The 21,795-nt window shown below is 39.2% G+C and carries 19 protein-coding genes; 4 read left to right on the forward strand and 15 right to left on the reverse strand.

What is annotated here, in order from left to right; translation table 11 throughout:
* Window positions 1-21: 21 nt before the first annotated feature.
* From T357_RS0111680 to T357_RS0111745, 14 genes are all read right to left on the reverse strand, one after another.
* On the reverse strand, window positions 22-228 hold the full coding sequence (locus T357_RS0111680; RefSeq protein WP_031552715.1) for a YdbC family protein: 207 nt from the start codon (window positions 226-228) through the stop codon (window positions 22-24).
* 134 nt (window positions 229-362) lie between these two features.
* Window positions 363-1,067, reverse strand: a complete 705-nt coding sequence (locus tag T357_RS20355; RefSeq protein WP_049962402.1) for a hypothetical protein — start codon at window positions 1,065-1,067, stop codon at window positions 363-365.
* Window positions 1,060-2,526: a PglZ domain-containing protein gene (locus tag T357_RS0111690; RefSeq protein WP_031552721.1), complete on the reverse strand. Its 1,467-nt coding sequence runs from the start codon at window positions 2,524-2,526 to the stop codon at window positions 1,060-1,062. Before T357_RS0111690 ends, T357_RS20355 begins: the two co-directional genes overlap by 8 nt.
* 4 nt (window positions 2,527-2,530) lie before the next feature.
* Window positions 2,531-5,203 carry a DEAD/DEAH box helicase gene (locus tag T357_RS0111695; RefSeq protein WP_031552724.1) on the reverse strand — a complete coding sequence of 891 codons (2,673 nt, stop codon included), beginning with the start codon at window positions 5,201-5,203 and terminating at the stop codon, window positions 2,531-2,533.
* 16 nt (window positions 5,204-5,219) lie between these two features.
* Window positions 5,220-7,745 (reverse strand): DNA methyltransferase, encoded by a 2,526-nt coding sequence (locus tag T357_RS0111700; RefSeq protein ID WP_031552727.1) that lies wholly within the window; start codon window positions 7,743-7,745, stop codon window positions 5,220-5,222.
* A 2-nt stretch (window positions 7,746-7,747) separates the two neighbouring features.
* Window positions 7,748-11,452, reverse strand: coding sequence for a DUF6079 family protein (locus T357_RS19305; RefSeq protein ID WP_031552730.1), 3,705 nt, complete (start codon window positions 11,450-11,452; stop codon window positions 7,748-7,750).
* Between the two features lie 12 nt (window positions 11,453-11,464).
* A complete protein-coding gene (gene brxF / locus T357_RS0111710) occupies window positions 11,465-11,881 on the reverse strand; it encodes a BREX-3 system P-loop-containing protein BrxF (protein WP_031552733.1) in 417 nt (138 codons plus the stop codon).
* A gap of 11 nt (window positions 11,882-11,892) precedes the next feature.
* On the reverse strand, window positions 11,893-12,111 hold the full coding sequence (locus T357_RS0111715) for a helix-turn-helix domain-containing protein (protein WP_031552737.1): 219 nt from the start codon (window positions 12,109-12,111) through the stop codon (window positions 11,893-11,895).
* Between the two features lie 267 nt (window positions 12,112-12,378).
* Entirely contained in the window at window positions 12,379-12,576 is a 198-nt protein-coding gene (locus tag T357_RS0111720) for a hypothetical protein (protein ID WP_031552741.1), read from the reverse strand.
* A 142-nt stretch (window positions 12,577-12,718) separates the two neighbouring features.
* The gene (locus T357_RS0111725) at window positions 12,719-13,393 is read right to left on the reverse strand and encodes a hypothetical protein (protein WP_031552744.1); all 675 of its coding nucleotides are present in this window, start codon (window positions 13,391-13,393) and stop codon (window positions 12,719-12,721) included.
* 3 nt (window positions 13,394-13,396) lie between these two features.
* Complete coding sequence (locus T357_RS0111730) at window positions 13,397-14,728, reverse strand: hypothetical protein (protein WP_031552746.1); 1,332 nt, start codon at window positions 14,726-14,728, stop codon at window positions 13,397-13,399.
* Window positions 14,729-14,741: 13 nt separating this feature from the next.
* Complete coding sequence (locus T357_RS21460; RefSeq protein ID WP_197027343.1) at window positions 14,742-14,897, reverse strand: hypothetical protein; 156 nt, start codon at window positions 14,895-14,897, stop codon at window positions 14,742-14,744.
* 115 nt (window positions 14,898-15,012) lie between these two features.
* Entirely contained in the window at window positions 15,013-15,171 is a 159-nt protein-coding gene (locus T357_RS21205; RefSeq protein WP_155991403.1) for a hypothetical protein, read from the reverse strand.
* Complete coding sequence (locus tag T357_RS0111745) at window positions 15,168-15,425, reverse strand: hypothetical protein (protein WP_031552749.1); 258 nt, start codon at window positions 15,423-15,425, stop codon at window positions 15,168-15,170. Before T357_RS0111745 ends, T357_RS21205 begins: the two co-directional genes overlap by 4 nt.
* A 464-nt stretch (window positions 15,426-15,889) precedes the next feature.
* Between T357_RS0111745 and T357_RS0111750 the strand changes: the two genes are divergently transcribed.
* Window positions 15,890-16,483, forward strand: coding sequence for a hypothetical protein (locus T357_RS0111750; RefSeq protein ID WP_031552753.1), 594 nt, complete (start codon window positions 15,890-15,892; stop codon window positions 16,481-16,483).
* A 71-nt stretch (window positions 16,484-16,554) separates the two neighbouring features.
* Here the strand turns inward: T357_RS0111750 and T357_RS0111755 are convergent, their stop codons facing one another.
* Window positions 16,555-17,292 carry a YggS family pyridoxal phosphate-dependent enzyme gene (locus tag T357_RS0111755; protein ID WP_031552756.1) on the reverse strand — a complete coding sequence of 246 codons (738 nt, stop codon included), beginning with the start codon at window positions 17,290-17,292 and terminating at the stop codon, window positions 16,555-16,557.
* A 208-nt stretch (window positions 17,293-17,500) separates the two neighbouring features.
* Between T357_RS0111755 and T357_RS0111760 the strand changes: the two genes are divergently transcribed.
* From T357_RS0111760 to T357_RS0111770, 3 genes are all read left to right on the forward strand, one after another.
* Window positions 17,501-18,211, forward strand: a complete 711-nt coding sequence (locus tag T357_RS0111760) for a gamma-glutamyl-gamma-aminobutyrate hydrolase family protein (protein WP_031552759.1) — start codon at window positions 17,501-17,503, stop codon at window positions 18,209-18,211.
* An 84-nt stretch (window positions 18,212-18,295) separates the two neighbouring features.
* Window positions 18,296-18,493, forward strand: a complete 198-nt coding sequence (locus T357_RS0111765; RefSeq protein ID WP_031552762.1) for a hypothetical protein — start codon at window positions 18,296-18,298, stop codon at window positions 18,491-18,493.
* 1,620 nt (window positions 18,494-20,113) lie between these two features.
* Complete coding sequence (locus T357_RS0111770) at window positions 20,114-21,670, forward strand: hypothetical protein (RefSeq protein ID WP_197027345.1); 1,557 nt, start codon at window positions 20,114-20,116, stop codon at window positions 21,668-21,670.
* Window positions 21,671-21,795 lie beyond the last annotated feature (125 nt).

Consider the following 21,795-nt stretch of genomic DNA (forward strand, 5'->3'; position numbering starts at 1 on the left):
GCCTCCTAACTCCCAATATTATTACAATAACTCTTTAAGAATTCTTGATTCTTCCTCTGTCAAAGTCACGCCTTTTCCCATTTTCTCATGTTCCGGTGCCCATTCCCTGATATCATACTTTGCTTCTGCTCCATTCCACGAGATTTTATTGAGTTCCTTAGTCCACCCTTTCGAACTTGTTGATAGGATACCGAGTTTTTCAACTATTTCGTATTGAAAATCTGCCATAAATTGCCTCCTGTAATGATTTTTAAAGGTAAATCTCAAGTACTACAAACAATAATAGATTTAATCAAAATGAAAATGTTAAAGTGTTCTACTAGTGTTTTCAAAACGTTTATATTATAATGCTTTAAAATTTTTCATTTTAAAGTGAATGCCACTTCCCCGCCGAATCCGCTCATCGTATATTTCTCACTCTGCATGAGCAGTTCCTTCTTTACAGAATACTCAAACGGGAACAGTATGTTCAGATGTTCCAGTTCCGTATACGAATAATAACTGCTGCCATCAAGCTTCATTCCTTGAGCAATAACGAAATCCAACACTTTGTCATTTGTTATCGGTATCTTATGAAGAATATATCTTGTCTTCGTTTCATTCCTCAGAATATTCATTTCTTTCAGTGTAAGCGTTATTCTTCTTGTCGTTGCTTCAAGCGTTCCGCGCTCTCCCCAGGCATCATATAGTTTTTGTTTAAGCGCCGGATTTGTAATCTCATCTTGGAAATCAAACAGTTTAGCCATGATCTTGCATACATCTTTAAACACCGGGTATGTAAGGCAAAGCATCAGATACTGTATCGGCTCAGAACAGTCAGGATACTCTGCCAATACCTCCAAGGCATCTTTCCTCACAGGATCCAGTTCTTCTGATGGATAATACCACACATTCATCAGAATCTCTCTTGTCTTACGCAGCCTGGTCGGACTGTCGATCTCATAAGACAGATACTCATTCATTTTCTCTTTATAATCAGCCTCAGGAAGTTCTTCCTTCAGCATTCTTACCGCTTCATTTAGCCATGATAATCGTATACTGCACGCATAACCTACCATTTTAGCCATTATTGTCCACCGCCTTTATCTTAATGAACGGCACAATCACTTCATCAATCGTAATCCCGCCGTGATTCATAACCTCTTCTCCCTTCGCATCAAAGGAGCCACCGATGCCACAGATAAGATAATCAAACTGCTTATCTAGATAATACTTTGGATACTCGATAAGCCCCGGATACTTCTCAAGAATAGCATCCTTATCTGCAAAGTCCTTCAACACCACCATCCTGTGGCTCTTAGTCTCAGTCTCTACACCGGATTTCATAAGCTTACCCATACCTGTACATGGTGTATTACCATGATCGGCACTGATGTAAACATCAAATCCAGCTTTAAGCATCCTTCGTACCGTTCCGATAAGTTTTCCCTGCTTCATAAGCAATGATATATCGTTATACATTCCTGTGCGGCCTTGAAGCTGTCCATGCACCATATCGTCTACATCATTGATGATAATAGCAGCACAAGATACCGCTGGTCCGAAATCAGCATCATATCCTCTTTCGTATCCAATTTGTGCCTCAGCATATCCCAGGCTTTTCGCACAGTCTATAAACTCTTTCTTTTCTTTGCTCTGGCTCCAAGGACATTCCAGTTCTACCGGAAATTTATTGGAAAGCAAGCATTGTCTCGAAACAGATGTTACTGTTGGAATCATCGCCATAGCATGCGAATGATCATAACGGATTCCGTCAAAAGACCTGGAGAGTATCTTCCAGTCAAATTCCGACATACCATCCATAACAATGATCAGAAACTTCTTGCTGTGATCATTCATGTAGTCCATTGCCCTGCTCACAAGCACTGGTGTATCTCCTGCCATTTCCGCAGACAGTTTTCCAAAGCCCTTCAAGATAAAATCAATGAACGGCCGGCATAAGTCTTCTATGTCAACAGTGATACCATACTGTTCAGCCAGTACATGGATAGATGCCTTCTTTTCTGAAACAGAAAACCAGTCCCGGTAATTCTTTGCATTACCTACTGCTGTCTCCAGCTCACCGCAAAGATTGTCAATATACTTCTTAACATTAGCCTTATCACGAACCGAATCCCTGATGAAGTCCTTTGTCGCTTTATAAGAACTCAGATCAGAGAAGTTCTTCCGATAGGCCATCGTAAGCAGATCATAATCCAAATCCGGATCTTCCTTTACCGCAGAAGCATTCAGTTTCGGAAACATCTCAGCAATACTGATGTTCGTCGTGCGGAAGCATTTCTGTACATCGTAGGGAATATAAATCCCCGGTCTGGCAATCAGCAAAATCTTTTCAAGTCCGCTCTTAACACGGCCTTCGATCTTTGATCTATAAATCAGATCATTCTCATAACGCACTATCAAAAATCCCTGATTGGAGAAGTAAGCACTGTATTCAGTTTTCTCTTCAAGCCCATCAACATCTATCAGCAGTACATTTTTCTCATACTCCGCTGATGACTTCTCATAAACGTAGGCTCCAAACATCTCCCTACGCCTCCAATCTCACAAGTAATGATAACCGGAAATCAGGATACACCTTATTTCCCTTCGCAAAGCTTCTTTCAATTTCTTCCCGTTCTTTTTCAAGTCTCTGCAAACGGGATTTACGAATGTTTTCAATTCCGATATGGTCTGCAGCCTCTGTCCGCAGCTGCAGCGCATACATATATTTGTTATAGGATTCCTGATTCTTATGAAGCTGTTTTTCTTTGAGCTCCACAAATGTATCATAGGCAAAATCCATGCTCATCTTTTCCAGCTTTTCATAGGCCTCTGCCGGAAGATTCTGGACTTCACTGACCGTCAGCCTGGAATTCGCATCCAGGAATTGATCCATGATGCGTTTACCGGCAACCGGTCTGAGTACGAAGTCTTTATTAACGAAAATAGGAACAAATCTCTTACTGCTCTCTCCATCTGAGATCGAAAGTTCCCACAGCATAAAGTAACCTTCCTCATTCGGAAAGTCTTTTATTCCTACAGACAAGATAGGCGACATCCGATCTTGGATGATGTCTGTCTTCAGATGTCTTGTTATTTCTGTATCGGTCATTCCTATACGATCAATCAATGTAGATTCCTGTCCCTGCCAGCCATTATAGTAGGCAAGCATAAGCCTTAACGCTGCATCCACATCAAAATCAGATTCCTGGCCAACCAGTTCTTGCAGATCCTTCTCTTCCCGAATAATCTCTTTGTACTGATTAGAGTTTTTAAGCTGCTGTCGCATCTCGGACTCTATAGGTTTTAAACTCTCTTCCAGCTTGTAGGGCTTTGCAATGGTATTCATGTAGGCATCCGTGAAATCGCATTCTGCCACTTCGCTATCCAGCACATCCGAATACTTATCAACGCCCATTTCTGCAAGAATCACTGACAGCTTTTCTTCCAGGACTTCTCTGACACGATTTTCGACCGTATCGGTAATGATGAAATTATAAATATGAACATCCCTCTTCTGGCCGATACGATCCGCACGACCACATCGCTGTTCAATTTTCATCGGATTCCACGGCAGGTCATAATTTATGATGATATTAGAGAACTGAAGGTTCAAACCTTCACCACCGGCATCCGTAGAAATAAAAATACTTGTTTTCTCGCGGAACTCACGCAGGGCTTCATTTCGTTCCTCAATACTCATTCCACCATTGAGAATAGAAACAGTATATCCTTTGTTTTCAAGCAGCTGGCGAAGGTAACTCTGAGTTGCTACAAACTCCGTGAAAACGATGATCTTCTGATCTGGCTCTTCATTCAAAATCAAATCAATCGTATCTGTAAGTATTTCAACCTTCACATCCGGATGCTGGAACTCCGCCTGCTTTGCCGTGGAAATGATAAGCTCCAATTCTTGGATTTCCTCTTCCATATCCAGGGATATTGCCTCCAGCGCATCCTCTACGCCATCTTCGATATCCAGCTCTGCTAGGTCTTCCTCAGTAAGATTACCAAGATGTGTGCTCTGATTTTTCAGAACCTGAAGACGTCTCTCTAAACTCTGGCGAATAGCCGCCGTACTACTTGTTACCATGCGTTGCATGATGATAAGCAAGAATATGAGGCACATATTCTTTTTACGGTTCCGAAGAGCTTTATTATAGGTCTTTGAAACATAATCCGTAACAAGCTCATATAACTCCCGCTGCATGGAATGGCGTTCATCCCAGGTAAGTGTAACCAGATGCGTGATACGTTTCTTAAATAATTTGTTTCCTTTATTATCTATGGCTTCCCGCTTCTCCGTTCGGATAAGATAAGGTGCCACCTGTTCTTTTACAATAGATTTTGCATTCGGGAATGCATCTGCATCCAGAAGCCTTACCAGACGAAGGAACGGTTCTGTCTTTCCGTTATGCGGCGTGGCTGATAAAAGAAGCAAATACGGGCTTGCCTGTGAAAGCAGATGTCCCAGTTTATAACGTGCCACTTCACCAGTGGACCCGGCAACTCTGTGTGCCTCGTCAATTACCACAAGATCCCATCCACTATTGATGATGGAATAAATTCGCTCCTCGTTATATTTCTCGACTTTTTCATCAGTCCAGCCGGCGTGCTTCTCTATAGGCTTAATGGAATCCATCGGAGAAATGACTTGATCATACTGACCATAAACATCGTCATTATCAGTCAGCCTACGAATAGTATCGTAATCTGACGGCAAAATAATATTAAACTTCTCATGGAATTTTTCCTGCATTTCTGCCGCCCACTGAGTTACAAGACCGGTCGGGCATACAACAAGCACACGCTTTACCAGACCTCTTGTTTTCAGTTCCTTTATGACCATACCGGCTTCAATGGTTTTACCAAGACCGACTTCATCCGCCAAAATATAGCGGATTGTGTTATTCTCCATTGCACGGTTCAGGACATGAAGCTGATGCGGAAGTGGAATAACGCCGCTTGCCAAGGAAGACAGCAAGCCTCCTGCGGTTTCATTCTTGATTTTAGAAAGCAGCGTAACATATCGCAGATAGTTTTCATCGTAAGTATTAGTTCCGCCGTCCTCCTTCAGCTGATCCTCCGTAACCTTATACACGGTACCGGAGGCAGGATTAAAGACCCGGTAAGATGTATATCCCCAGGCTTCAATCTTTTCCAATATCTGCACACTTGCGTTATTTGTTGTATCAAACGCAAATCTTCCTGTCTCCAGCACTTTATCACCTCTTCAATCAAACACGGCTCAAGCTGATATCATAGTACATGAGAATGTTCGGATCCTCCTGAATTGTCTGTTCAGGGAGCCTCTCTGCCATGTCAACAATAGCCTTATAATTCTTCTCTTTCCATAGTCTTGCGAATCCCACGCGGATTGCTTCGGATCGGAATAGTTTTAGTTTACCCTTTGAAGCAAGATAGTCCTCAAACTCCTTCCAAAGTTTCTTTTCACGTAGTTTTACGACGTCTCCTTCTTTTTTGATGTCTGGAATATACCATCTCTTCTTTTCGTCTTGAATAAAATTCTCTTCAAGAATCACCTGTAACTCAGGCATTGCTTCAAATTTGTCTACCGACTTTACTTCTTGCATGAACTTTGGCTGTAATTCCGCATATGTTTGTGGCGTATCCAACTGTTGATATAGCCACGCTATAGCAGTTTTTTCATTAGTAACAAAAAGAGAAAACTGGATAGGCTCAACATCTGTTTTTATTCGGGCTGTATCATATTCATTTACCTGATCCGGAAGGAAATACATTCCATCTCTTACCAAAAACTTTTCATCCAGACCCTTATAAAAATCTGAAGCATCAAGCGGTACCGGCATACCATGCATGATATGATATGCTACCATTCTGTCAAACAACAAATATGCTTGCCTTTCAGCAATCATCTCAATTTTTCCACCATTAATTACTACAACAGGTATATTGTCTAAATGCTGCCTCACAAATGCCCAAGCAGATTCTTCTGTACCAGCCTTATTCATAAACTCCGTACTAAAACTCTCTTTAGGCTTATAAGCCGAGATAACTAAATCTTGTTTGACCGCTGAGCTATTATTGACCTGCTTAAAACTCCCCTGTTGCTTATCAAGTGTCCTAACATCAGCTACAATAAACCCAGCCCTATTTAAACTCTCTTGAATAGCATTCCAAACAGCGTTTTTGGAATTATGGAATTCAACAGTCATCCACCTGTTTGGTTTCAATACTCTATAGCAAGTTGTAAAACAATCTGTCATTAACTGCTGATATTCAACCAAGCCTTTATTCTGAGATGAATTTATAATGGCCTCGTCCTTATTATCAGTGCACACTTTTAGCCATGATTCCCAGATAAAACTTAATTCAGAATAATTTAGATTATCTCCAAATGGCGGATCAGTAAAAATATAATCGATTGAATTGTCAGGTATATTTGGCAAACTTGATAATGACCCCGTGTTTATTATGACATTGTTGCCTTTAGGAATCATATTCTTTTGTTTAATAATGTCATCGAGCTTTCCTGCATATAAAAGATTTACATTCCTTTCAAACTGAAGAGAAGGAATATATAGTGTTCCGCTGAGATTGCCAGTACCACCAAATCTAAATCGGTTCGTTTTATTTGCTCTCTGCAACGAGGCTGTGAAAACAAACATCAATTCGTCTCTGAACTCTGATTCAATAATATGCTTATATAAAACTGCTAAGTAAGCATTATTGCGTTTTGTGCAAAAATCATGTACATGTGTGATTCCAAACTTGTCGTTTCGCCTACTCTCTTTTCCTACGCACATGCGACTATTCGAATACCATTCTTGAATCGACATATTCTCGATTCTCTCTATCACTTCCAAATCACTATCATCCGGAGTTTTTGAATATGTCTTCCCCGCATATGTGTAGTTAATCAGAATTGGTGAAATCTTTGCTACCGACCTTGTCTCCCCAAGACATTCATCAAAGAAAATATTCATAGCATGCTCGCAGTCCTTCTTTGCAAGACTCGACTTACACTTCGGACAATCAAATTTATCTTTGATTTCCTTTTTATTAAAATCCACAGCCTGCTTGCCAAAGTTTATTTCTGCACCACAATGAGGACAGATGAACACATCTGACATTATTGTATAGTTGATAATCCCCTTCTGATTTAAGCCTGGCAAGGAACTTGCGCTACCTTCTGTATGATCAGTTTGATACATCCAGCCAGCCTCTTTTTCACACTCATCTAGGATTCTACGACCTTCGCTATATAAACGTCCTGTGTTAACCGTGGTATTGAAATGATGTGCAATGAATGACGCAATTGGAGCTAAATCATTTAAAATTGCATATCTTACCCCATAGTTTTCATCTCTATTGACCAGACTTAACTGTGAACCATCACTGCCGCACATCTGAGCAGCGACTCCAGTCATTCCCGTTCCGGAAAAGCCGTCAAAAACTATATCTCCTGGTTCAGTATAATGAAGGATATACCGCATAATTGCCTTGTAAGGAACTTTTGTATGATAACTGTGGGCATTGTAAACTGGATCGTTTTTTCCTTCACTGACGTCAGCTGTAAATGGCTCTCTATGATAATTATCTGTTGTTTCATCATATGCAGTGCCTTTCTCCGCAATAAACTCTTCAATAAACGGATTCGGGCAAGCAGTGTAATATGGAGCATCAGAAAGTGCAATGATATCTTCATCCTCTCCAATTGGAAAGCCTTCTATTCCGCGTACTTTGTCTAAATCCGCCTTTGTAAGTTTTCTCGATTCCATAATCAATCCTCACTTTCCCTGCGCTTCACTACGATACGAAGCTTTCCAGTGTCCTTGCCTTTTGTATAGCCTGAAACTATTTCATTAATCTTTGCTTTAAAAGATCCCTCATCCATCGGTGGCAGTTCTTCCAGCTTATGCATCAGATCTTCCATCTCAATGACAACCGGTTCAAATCCCTTAAGTAAGGAATTGATGCTATTTACGAAGAAATCGTCCACCTTTTTAGGAAGAGTGCCGGATGATACAAAATCATCGATTGCTTGTGCTTCCTGTGCCTTCAAGAATTTCTTCTGGTCAAGGATGATAGGATCGGACAATGTATCAAGAAGCATCTTTGTCCACTCATTCACCATGAGATCGATGCGGTCTTCCATCTGCTCAATCTGTCCAGCTACATTCTTTGCCTTGTCATCTAAGCTGAAACGGCAATGAGGGCAAATCGGACTGCTCTTCAAATCCTGCGGCGTAAGACTGTAGCATACCTTCAGTTCAGCCATACTTTGTTCAAGTTCTGATAGCTTAGCTCCTGACAGAATTTCAATTCCTTTCAGCTTCCTGAGATTGCTAAGTGACTGTCCTTCCTGAATCTTTCCACGACGCTTTGCATCATCAATACCAAGTCTCTTTTTCTTGTGCTCATCAAAGTAGATGTCTATATATTTCTCCTTGATCTTTTCAAGCTTTGCTACAACCTTACCGGCAGCAACATCACCTGCGGTTCCATCCATGATACTGTCACGGATTTCCCTGAAGGTTGCCTTGCTATCCTCTATAGCAGACTTCATGTCAGTTCCAAGATCAATGTACTCGATTGCTGAAATGTATCCTACAATATCCGCACAGTCAGTCTTAAAGGTAATATACTCCGGAATCCTGCGAAGCAACTGAATCTGCTTATCCAGTTCTTCAATCTGATCATATGTCAAACTAAAATTATTCAGTTTTGCAGGAGTATTGAATTTTTTCTGATAATTACTAAACTCATCCTTAACAGCTGTTGCAGCATTTCTCATCATTGTTACCTGTTGCTGGTTAGCAAGCGGTTCACCCCATAATTCAAATCCGTCTGATAACTTTCTATCAGAAAGCACAGAATTATTACTCATTTCCAGTGATTTCTTTATAAGTTCCTCAACACCCTTGTCTCTGTCATTCGGATTATCAAGAAGTGCCGGATTGATATCTAATACTTCAAACAGTTTCTTAAGTTCAGACATAGAAAGCTGTGCCGGTCTAGACAGATATTTGAACTCATATAGGTCAAATACGCTTGTCTTTGGAACCTTATCTAATGTTGATGCAGTCAGCGTACTACCATCCTTTAATGTGATTACCGCGTATCCTGCATATACCAATGAAAGAAAGATAATCGGCGTAAACAAATAATTGATTTTAAATTCTTTATCTATAAACTGTACGTGACCATCAAAAGTTTTCTCTTCATCAAAGATATCGGTGTAATTTAAAACTCCTTGAGGTTGTAGCTTCTTGATCATATCAATATAGTACGAAGCATACTTTGAGCCTTCCGGGCGGATCTTATCACCATCAAGGATTCCAAAACTCTGTAGCATAAGTGTTGCCTGTTGATTCTTCCTGCCGGCAAAATAATCAAAAGCAGCCTTGACATTCTCCGCTTGATTCTTTCTAGTGATCTTCGTCTTCATTACTGGGTATCCAGGATAGATGGTTTCAAAATACTCATCCAAACTTATAGAGGATGCCAAATCGATGGTATCCTTAAATGTCATGTCTCTGTTATATTTACCTTTCAAAACCTCAATCAGTTGCTTCATCTGGCACTTATATGTCACATTGAAGCAAGTGTTCTTATTCTCACTCAGGTATTTGATCAGCTTTTTCTTAAGAATTGCCGCTTTTCCTAGATAAGCATCTTTATCCTTACCTTCGCTAATATCAGCCTGAGCATTTGCGGCTGCATAAAGACGAAGATTCTCTTTGAAATCGTCATTGCCCCTGAAATAGAAGTACACTTCATCATCAAGATTATGCGTATCTGCACTCACATCTCCGAATGGCGGCATGATGTGAATATAGAAATCTCTTTCAGGCTGCGCTGTGCTTCTTTCGCCAGGAATACCCATAAACAGATAGCCTTCACGGAAGATGTTGTGTGAATTCCAGTTAAGATCATACTGATATATCTTAAATCCACCAACATATTCTTTTTCATTCCACTCTAAACACCCATAGACAACAGTATAGAAATAGCGGTTCAATTCATCATCCGACATTATAGAGGCCTTCTGTTTGATACGTTCATCATAATCGACCACCTTGTCAACATCGATGTAGTACTGATTGTTTGACTCATTATGAATAATAAACTGGCCAGAAACCGTCTTCATAATTTCCTTCAATGTCGCATTTACTGCTCCCAAAAGGAAATCTGCATCTTGTTCCGGCATCGTCAAATAAAGACAAAGATCATCCTTCAGGTTCTCTGCTGTAAGACCAAACTGTACATCCAGGCCATTCGTAGTCAAACGATGAACGCTCAACGCATAGATGATCTGTATTGCCATTGGCTTATATGCAGCCTTAGTAAAGGAACGATTAATGATCTCTTCCAACTGTCCACTGGCACCAACAACACGGCTAATTGTAACATCGCTCTTCAACAGACCATTAGACTTAATCGCAGGCCAGTAATCATCGAAGGAAATAACGCCAGGTGCATCTTCTGGAACCTGCGTATCAAAGATGTCCTTTATAGTCATAGATATATTTTTCAGAATATGCCTATTCTCAATGACATAGATTTTATTAAATACATCAATGTATGACGGATGAATCGGGAACAGATCTACAAAATCCTCCATCTTCGATGACATTCCACCGTATAAACCGGAGAACTTTTCTAAATGTTGCCTGATAATAGCCTTCTGCTCCGGTGTTTTCTTCAAAATACGTTCTGATACAACATAGGCTGTTGCCTCCTTGGTAATGATAATCTGAGTAAAACGGTCACCGACCTTCTTTAGTGTCTCGCTTACAAAACTGAATCTCGGATTATCGAACACCTTCTCCTGTACTCCGCAGATTAGACGGATTCTCGACTTGGAGCACATTTCAGCCATAGACTGAAGGAAGGCCAGATCCAGAACAATCTGTCTCTCATCACGTGATGTCAGGTATGAAAGCAACTCATCTATAACTATCAAGTATCCCTTATCCGGATACTTTGACTGAAATACCTGCATTACCTCTTTGATCAGACGTGCATTATCGCGGACATTATTCAAATCCGGAACCGTATAGTCGATGCCACGGTTTGTGAAGTCATCTTCAATTTCAGCCAAGATAACTTCTCTGAGTGGCATGGTCAAACCATCAACCTTAAGTCTCAAAACTTCAAACTTTCCGGCAACAATCTCCATATCCTTTGCAAAGCGCTTGTTCTGTGCAAACTGAAGATTATCAGCATCAGTTGTGATAGCAGCGATAACAGACATGAGATGTGATTTACCGGTACCATAGTTACCAACTATCATGACCGCTTTGTTATCTACCACTTCTTCCATCTGCAGTTGATCTATAACAGTCGGTTTTATGTTTTCTGCCATCGTATCAGACATAACATATGTCTGTACCATGTCCTGAGCGATCTTCTTATCCGCTGTCTCAAGCAACTGGATGGTAGATTCAATTGGCTTAAAGCTTATCAATTCTGAATACTTCATTTATTATTCCTCCTATCTCACACACGTAATGTCATAATCTTCTATTTTATATACCTTATAATCCGGATAGCCTTCTTCTCCGTATATCAGTTTCTCATTTTCTAATCTGCCAGGCCAGATAACGCTGTATCGTTTTCTTTTCCTGGCTGCTATTAGAATCTTCAATACATCCACCATATAATCTGGATTAAACATTACATCTATATCTTTTATAGTTACTTCGTCTGGATATCTGTCTAACACATTATTAAAAATCTGTTCAAGCTTCATACTTCGCCTGTTAGGCTTACAAGCAAGTAATCCATCTGCCAACTCTTTACTAACGGAATAGGTTTGATTTACAATATTAAATTTTGCACAGTAAACCAACAATCTGGCCAACATGTAATCATTCTTTGGTAATTCTTTGAATTCTATAATAGTCCCCATAGTAGATATAATTATTCTCCTATTTTATTACTCTTCTCATAATTCATAATATCGCCAAAATCACATTCATACATTTCACAAATCTTTTCGAGAATGTTGAGAGACACAGCATCACCTTTACTCATTTTTGCCAGTGTGCTACTACTTATTCCTATATCTTCTATCAAGTCAGTCTTTTTCTTTTTTTTGTCAATCAGTAGTTTCCATAAGCCATTGTATGATATAGCCATTCCATTACCTCACATTAATAATCTGCCTAGATTATGCTAAAGCAATAAAGGTTCACGGTACTTAATCAGTATAACATACTTGGCATAGATAAAAAATATAACATTTAGATTTGCAAATATTTAATTTGTATTTGTGGATTAATGGTTTGTAAATAATCATCAGGAATTGTACTGACTTTTTTCATATATGGCTATGTACATGATTTTGTTCGTTATCCCTATATCAGTTCGTAAAGATTGAAGAATACATCAGCTTGATCTGGAATCTCAATCATGCCAAGCGGAACCATTCAATATTTCTTCGTTTTTAATAACAAGATTATCGCAAGCTTTATCAAATTCTACACGGGTGACTTGAACCGTATGAGTACCGTTACCTATCGACTCCGTTACCCTGATTCTAAAAGGAGCCATTCCTTTTGCTTCTTTGTTAAAGATTTCAGATTCAAATAATGTTTTTTCCATATTTACCTCGACATAATCTCATATTTGTTTCTAAATAGAAAATATTTGCAAAACAAGTATCTACAATTTTAAAGGTGCTATTAAAATAAATGCACCCGCCATTGTATTGGTCACGGATGCATTTGATTACAAGTTGATAATTTTAAGAACTGATATCCTTCGAATCCGAAGAGCTTACCACCTCTCCGGAATCCGCATTCACAAAATCCACATGGACATTCTCAGGTTTTTCCCCGGAAAAGACTCCGTACATGCCGCCATACATATATAGCGCTAATATTCCAAATGACTCAGCAAAATCCGGCTCCTTGTTCTTTGTGGTAACAGTAAAGCTTGTAAAATCCTCATTAGCTTCGATCTTTGTTATATTCGGATACTCTTCTGAACCTACCATCTCTTGGAGTGAAGAATTAATGGAATCCCTGATTCCTGAAAGAAGCTCCTCATGCTGTGCTTTATTCATCACATAAGTAGCACTTCCGTCGCTGTTCAACGTTATAGATTTAAACCCTTTTTCCTTTGCAAGCTCATCAAGCTCTTCCTGGGTAGCCTCTCCTATAAAGTCCTTCGGAATATTAAGAGTTACATTGAAAAGTCCTTTATCGACATTTACGTCACCAATCGCTTCAAGTTCCTTCATGCCATCATCGGAAGTCTCTGTAGTCTCTTCTGTCGTAGGTTCCGAACTTTTTTCAGTCTCTGCATTTGTATTATTTAAAGCCTCTAGCTTTGCTTCCTCTACCTGACTGCCGCAGCCTGAAAGAGCCGATAAAACAATTGCAAGTGTAAGGAATATGGCCAATGCTCTCTTCTTCATGGCTTAGAATCCTCCCTTTCGTCCGGTAAGGTACAGTTCAACCGTATCAAATGGCTCATAGGCTGTGATCTGCTTTGAAAGTGTTGCTCCGGGCTTTATCTCACTGTCTCCGTCTGTTATGTATGTAGAACCATATTCAACTACGTTTCCGGAAGAGTCCAGGAATAAAGCGTATGCTTCTACAAACTTTGCAGCTTCAGTTCCCTTGTTTGTTGCAGTAACGACCACGTTCTTATCATTTATATTCTGAACCACTTCAAGATCACTAAGTACTGAACCATAATAAGGATCTGTATCATAGCCCATGGTATATTCAACATGGTCAATGTCCTTCACAGAGTCAAAGTAGAAGGTTGCTATTGATTCTTCCCCAGGACCTACCACATCTATGGAACCATCGTCAGCACCGATCACGTTTCCTGATGCATCATATGCTGTCATATTGATATTAATCCCTACGGTTTTTTCGCTGTTGTTTCCTATCACAAGGAACCTCATGCTGTCGCCTATAGTGTTTTCATAGCTGTATTCCTTAACAGAAAAGTCACTGTCTGATACTTCGTTTGTTGAAACGGAAGCCTCTCCATCTGATCTGCCTGTCAGATAACATTCAACATGATCAAAACCATTGTAAGTGGTAAGCTGTGCTGATAATGTTGCTCCCGGCTTTATCTCACTGTCATTATCAGTCACATATTTGGAATCATATGCAATGACTTTTCCATCAGAATCAAAGAAAAGAGCGTAGGCTTCTACAAACTGGGCATTGATTTCGCCTTCATTAGTTGCCATTATGGTCAAGTTCTTATCATTGATAGTCTGTTCCATACGGATATTGCTGATGACCGGCTTATAATATGGACTTGTGTCATATGAAAGAGCGCAGTCAACCTTATCTATTCCGGATACGCTGTCAAAGTAGAAAACCATAAGGCTCGTCTCACCGGGACCAAGTACATCTATATCCCGCTGACTTGCCCCTATCACACTACCTGCCGAGTCATAAGCTGTTGCATTTCCGTTGATATCTACTGTGGCAGCGGAATTATTCTTTACTATATAGAAGTAAAGTGAATCTCCTATCGAGTTTTCATAGATATAGCCGGTCTTTTCAAAATCATCATCACTTACTGATTTTGAAGCCATCGAAGAAGCTGATTCCTTCTTCTGTCTGTTATCGACTACTGTAGAGCCTGAACCGCTGCTTTTCTCGGTTTCTGTACGATTATCCTTCACTTCAACATTTGCTTCGGTAGCCTGAGCAGAACTTGGATTTGACCCACAGCCTGCCATAATTGCCATTGATAAAATAAGTGCCAAAGACCATTTCTTCATGATTCAGCTCCTCCTATACCTTTCTGGAAACCATCAGGAACCCGATTCCTGAAAGTAACGCCGCAAGCGCTCCAACGATACAGGCAAGGCCAATGTCCCCAAACATCATGGAACCAAGAAAGATCCCCGCCACTCCTAAAAGGATCAGTAAAATAGCTATAACCTTCATGTCTAACCTCCTTGTTAGATATATATGAACATTCATCCTGTGCCTCCCTACACAGGTTTTACCGGTATTTTGTTAAACAGATTTTTTGAACCTGATTTATGAATTTATTTGTTTTTCAAAAGAAAATATGAAGTAGAACCAGGGATATGAATATGGCAAACACTTCTACTGTCACGAATTCCCAAAGACTGTCCCCTGATCTTTCACCGTGATGATCAAACTCATAGTCTGGATGATCATCTTCACGGTCTACGTCATATCTCTTATCACTCATGCTATCTTTGCCACCTCCTTAAAGCCTTTTATGCAGAAAATGCCATCATTCATAAAGGCCCTTACATCATCTTCAAACCCTTGTCTTGAAAGGTAATCTACCCGCTCTAATACATCATTCCATTTCTTCCGGAACACATCCAATTCCATGCCACACATCTCAGAGACTTCCTTTTCGCTGTATCCTGCGGCATATCTTATACGGATATCGATGTTCCTTAGCATCAGTGTCTTTTTGTTCGGCATCCTAACCATTTTGTCCTCCTGATTCTCTACCGGTCACACTCTTCGTGACCACTACTCTATACTTTCAATATATGCATCCGCCATTGTATTGGTCACGGATGCTTTTTGATGTAAGAAGAAGCAAATCCTTTCCAATGATGCTTATTTGTTCTTCTTATCCTATAAATATCGTAGCAAATAAGGTGAGAAAAAAATGTACATAGAAAGAGAACATATATTCTTAGATTAACCAAAATAAGATAATCACCTATTATTTATAGATATATGTATATATTCTTATATATTTACAAATATTCGTTAGTCGGGCGCTGATTTAATAAAACTAGGATTTTTACCATTTAAATCAACGCCCTTCATATCTATTCCCGATTTGGCTTTTTTTATATATTTTTTCTATATAAATTGTCCTGAATCTGCCGATAAGCCCAATAGGAAGTATTTAATTTACTGAACATGATCTCAGGAGGTTTGCCATGTCAAAACTCACAATCAATGATGCCCTCACTACCTATGGGAAACAGATCAGAAAATATACGATGAGAATGAGCGAAGTTCGTCATGAGAAGGAATCATTGGCGAAGATAATGGAAGAAGAGCCGGAAAAAGCCGATGTCTTAAAGGAAGATTATGACCGGTTGGAACTTAGCTACCAGGCACTTTCGAAAAAACATAAGGAATACTGTGATTATACGGCCATGGTAACAGAACTTCAGGCATCCCTACAGAATATACAGGCTGCAAAAAATGAAGCTGACGCTTATGCCAAGGAAAGCGAAGAAATGAGCAAATGCATGCAGGTGGCCATTCGTTACGGAAAAGGTGATCGTGTACCTGCAAAGGATTTAAAGAAGCTGATGGAAAAGTTCCCGGAACTATACACCATGGCAGAACAAATGCGGATGATGTCGAAGAAAACCAATAAGAAGCATAAATCTCTTTGGGAAGACGAAGATGAAAAGCCGGAAGATCAGCCGGATATAGGCGAAACAGAAGCGCCTGAAGGTGCCCCGGAAATAGTAGAAGCTGATGCTGTAGCTTCGGATGCCGGAGGAATCGGATCAGGATAGAAAAAAGAAAAGGCCTGTGAAGATACTGCTAATACTTCACAGGCCATTTTTTTCTATATTATTTAAGTTCACTACACATTATAGTGCCTGTTTCCGAATATTGCGGTACCGACTCTCACCATTGTGGCGCCCTCTTCTACCGCTACTTCATAGTCCCCGGTCATACCCATGGAAAGAACCGGGAGTTTGAAGTCATTGTCCTGATCGGCTATGAGTTTATCCTCATAAAGCTCATGTGCCAAAGTATTAAGGTCTCTAAAGAACAGTCTGTTGGTCTCCGGATTCTCTGTATAAGGTGCTGAAGTCATGAGACCGAGAACCTTCACATGAGGGAAAGCCAATATCTCTTTACCTGCATCCTTCACGGTCTCTGTATTAAATCCCCATTTACTCTCCTCTTCTGCCACGTTAACTTCAAGAAGAATGCGCATCACCACATCCTTCTTTGCTGCTTCTTTCTCAATCTGTTCAGCAAGGGCTATGGAATCAACGGAATGGATAAGAGCTGTATTCCCGATAAGGTACTTGACCTTATTCTTCTGAAGGTGTCCTATCATATGCCATTTTACATTGGCCATATCAGATATATTAGAAGCCTCTTCTATTTTCTCCATCATCTCCTGGACATAGTTTTCACCGAACTCTTTGGCACCGGCTTTCCTTGCTTCAAGGATATCTGAAAAGGGCTTTGTCTTACTTACTGCAACAAGAGTCACTTCTGAAGGATTCCGTCCGGATCTTTCGCATGCAGCCCTTATCCTGTCTTCCACGAACCTAAGATTTGACTCTATAGATTTCTCACCACTCATTACTAATATCTCCTTCCGAATCATTTGAGATTCAGCATATTACAAATCTGATCATTTATAAAGAACCAAAAAAAGAGAAAACATATGACCAGAATAAAATACCTGAAGCAGGGTTGTATTAAACAGCCAATAGCTTTATCATATAAATCATCAAAGGCAAGGGTGTCTGTCAGTATAGGCAGATGCCCTTTTATTTATGGAGAAGAATATGAGACCAATTATAGGATTGATACCGCTATATGATGACGAAAAAGAAAGTTACTGGATGTTACCAGGCTATATGAAAGTGATAGAAAAATGTGGTGGATTACCTGTAATGCTTCCTTTAACTGATGATAAAGCGGAACTAAATGATGCTTACAAAATATGTGACGGAATACTATTTACCGGGGGACATGATGTATCGCCTTTAGTATATGGGCAGGAAGCAACAGATAAATGCGGAATCCCATGTTCATTAAGGGATTCAATGGAAGGATATATGTTGGATCTTTGCATAAGGGATGATAAACCCCTTCTTGGAATCTGTCGTGGAATCCAATTTATAAATGCTCATCTCGGAGGAACACTTTATCAGGATCTGCCATCGGAGTTTGATAGTGAAGTAGAACATCATATGTTGCCACCGTATGAACAGGCAGCACATAAGGTGAATGTAGAAGTTGGGACAAAGCTGGCAAGGATTATTGGACCCGGCATACATGAAGTCAACAGTTATCACCATCAAGCAGTAAAAGAGATTTCTCCAAGAGTGACAAGGATGGCTTTCTCAGAAGATGGATTAGTTGAGGCAATAGAAATAAAGGATCAACAATTTGCAGTGGCTGTTCAGTGGCATCCGGAGTTTTCATACAAAGTTTGTGAAGACAGTATGAAGCTTGTGCAAGCATTTGTGGATGCATGTCACATTTCCAAATAATATATACATCTCAATCTGCTGTATTTGTATATTCCGCTTTGGTATAATCTTATATATGGAATCATAAAGAAGGGAGTGAGTCACATGTTTTTTAGAGGAAAATGGAAATGGACTTTTGAGATAAAGGCGGCAGTATTTTTATGGATATTGGCATTGGTGGTCGATATCTTCATGGACAAATCAAGACCTGAAGTCATGTGGCTCCTTGTCATATCCCTGTTTTTGGCAAATACTATCGCAATTATCGAATATATAAAGATGGGAAAATTGAAAAAAGAATAAGAAAAACGCGCTGAAAGATCTGTTAATCCTTCAGCGCGTTTGTTTATTTCTATACCCGAAATAAGTTGCTATTCTTGTTGTTGTAATTAATTAATATATGTATATATAGATAATTTAATTACAACAACAACATTTATTATTACAGAGGGGATTTAGAGTGTCAAAATAACGTGTTTATACGGTTTTTTAAAACTCATTACCCCTAAAAAGTGCAGTTTTGCGCCCCTGAAAAGTGTATGTTTACACCCCTATAAAGTATATATTGATACCCCTAAAAAGTGCATTCCGTTAACATATCGATTTTTGGGCTCATCCCCCTAAAAAGTGTATGCTTGCACCCCTAAAAAGTGCATAAAATCAGATACATTTTATATGAAGCAGAAAATGGCTTATTTATTGCACTTATTAGGGGGGCTTTCAAATGTTTTTATTCGTTTTTCATAATAAAAAGGATAGAAATAATGGCAAATAATGCCTTGATCTCCCCCGAATAAGTGAGTAATCTGGGTTACATCCCCCTAAAAAGTACACTCTTTTTTTGAACATCCCCCTAAAAAGTACACGAATTAGAGCTTCATCCCCCTGAAAAGTGCATTATATTCTGTATATCCCCCTAAAAAGTGCGGTAAATATGGTTTGATTCTCCCTGAAATACACTTTTTTTCGCATACACCCCTAAAAAGTACACTGATTTTCCGTATATCCCCCTAAAAAGTGCATTCTTTTTCGTAAATCCCCCTGAAAAGAGCAGCAATTCGGCACTATTTTCCCGAAACTGTATTTATTTTAGTGCCAGCTGGGCTTACTTTTTAAGGATAATATATAATACATTGCACTTTATAGGGGTGTATGAAATTATCTTTAACCATATTTTTGGTTGCAAATAGCCCATATAAGCGGTTTTTGTGGTCCATACACCCCTAAAAAGTACATTGATTTAGTTCATATCCCCCTAAAAAGTACACGAGTTAGAGCTTCATCCCCCTAAAAAGTACATCATATAAGTCATATCCCCCTAATAAGTACATGATTTTCTATCAGATGAGTAATAAATTTGAAGATATTACAAATTCTTCTGCACTTTTTAGGGGGATATGGACTGTTTTACAAATATTCTTACAGAAAAAGCAGTCTATTAATGGTTGTATTGTTCCGGAAAAGCGCCATGATCCCTTTATAAAGTCTCTCTACAAAGGGATTACACTCTCACATTTCTAATAGTTTTGCATTAGTTGCACTTTTTAGGGGTGATTACAAATGCTGCATCCATTATTAAAAGGACACGATTCAACGTTTAAAAACCAGTTCGGACCTACAGGAAATAATATTTTGTATCCTGATTTCAGGAACCAGACATAATGGATATCCCCCTACAAAGTACATTTTTCTTTGAAATCCCCCTACAAAGTGCAAGAAATATTATATTAACACCCCTACAAAGTGCAATATATCCCGTTTTTACACCCCTACAAAGTACAATAATTGTTGTTTTATAGACCACATAAATATATAATATTAACTAATAGACTTTATTGTTCAGAATTAAGATGTTGGGATTTTATTATGTTGAGAAAAACTAAACCGAAAGTAAAAAAGAAACAGAAGATAGTGCCAATCACTATGAGTAAGAGTACTGTACTGATAAATTCTATCGGACGACAGCAGATTACATCTCTTAAACTCTTTAATATGGCCCTGTACAATCTTCGGGATATGGATGAGTTTTCTATCACAGAGGAACAAAAGGCTTATATGAAGGGTGAGCTTCTGGAAAAGTCACGTCTTGATTTTTCAGAAGGAATAAATGCAGTTTTTAAAGAGAAGGATTTTTTGTCGCTGATACCAGGCAGAAACTCTAACTGGACTGATCTAAGAGATACACTGTTTCCGGCTGACGATATTGGTTCGGGAAGTTTTGTCGACGAATTTAAAGTTCTGATCCCCGGAAATGATGGAAAAACATCCGGCGTTGTTAATCTCATATCCGGCGCATATTATGATACGAAGGACAAAACATTTTATATAAAATTTATAAATAAAAAGGACGCTCCAAATATTGCAAAAGAACTCATGCATCTGAGCTTACATACAAAGGTGTCTTTATCTCTTGAAATGGGGTTAAAGTCTCAGTTTACATTGAAGTTTTATGAGTTAATAAATGGTGAAATCACAAACATAATTAAAGATTCCAATTTTAAAGCACGTGATGAATACATAATCAGCATCGGAACAAATAAACTCAAATGGCTCATCGGTTATATGAGTACCAAGCCGGATATCCCACCTGAAGTTGAATCATCTTTGACACAGCGACTCAAAATATCAGAGACCAATGAGGACTTTGACAATCTAACTAACGATTTCAAGAGCCACCTTGTTTCGACATATTTAAGATACGATAAATTCCGTGATCTTCTGGTTAAGATACTTGATGAAATAAACGACAGCGAGTTTGCAGAGAAGGTATATGAGATATATGAAGAAGTAAAAAAAGGACGCGAAAAAAAGCTTATAAGGTTTCGCGTTAGCACGAAAAAATCTGATGATACGATAGATGAACCGGTTCTGGAAGATAGTGATATCGTGATTGCAAGAACAAATACAATCGCCAGAGTCCGTGACATAATAATTGAAGTATCACCTGTAATCAACAATGCTTTCGATGATGAGTCATGTTTAAAGATAGCAACAGAAGCTAGATATGACTATGACATGGTTCGTAATGGCTTTGTTTATCTAAAGGATCAAGCCGAAAAAGAAAAGATAAAGAATGCCATGGGCGTTGTACTTTATGGAATGAAGAATTATAAAGCACCTATAGAACTCACTCCGGACATGTTTTATGGCGGTGGCTATAATGATATGTCAGACATGCTTGGAAAGGTCAGAAAGATTATAAGAAATGCTGACTATAATGTAGAAAACATGTCTTATGAAGACAGAGAGTATGTTGAAAAGAAGGCTAAATACCTGTATCTTGATATGGTTGATGCAGATAAAAGAGTCAAAAGCACATCAACCATAACTCTTATGGATGTTGTAAACATGTTAAAGGTTAATGACACAGTGCAGGATGCTATCATAAACACTAAAGAGCTCACTCCTGACAAAGCTGTGCAGATAACAACCTCAATTGATGAGGAAACAGGGCAGGTGTCAATGCGCTTCTATGAATAATAAGCAGTGAGATCAGGATTGGTGTACTAGAGAAAGCTTTAAAGGCTGTGAACATAATTCCGTTGATAAGAAATATTAGCTGCACGCTCGTTCAGATCGAGCGTGCAGCTATTTGTTTGGTATCA

The sequence above is a fragment of the Oribacterium sp. FC2011 genome (assembly GCF_000701645.1).
In the GTDB taxonomy this organism is placed as follows: Bacteria; Bacillota; Clostridia; order Lachnospirales; family Lachnospiraceae; genus Oribacterium.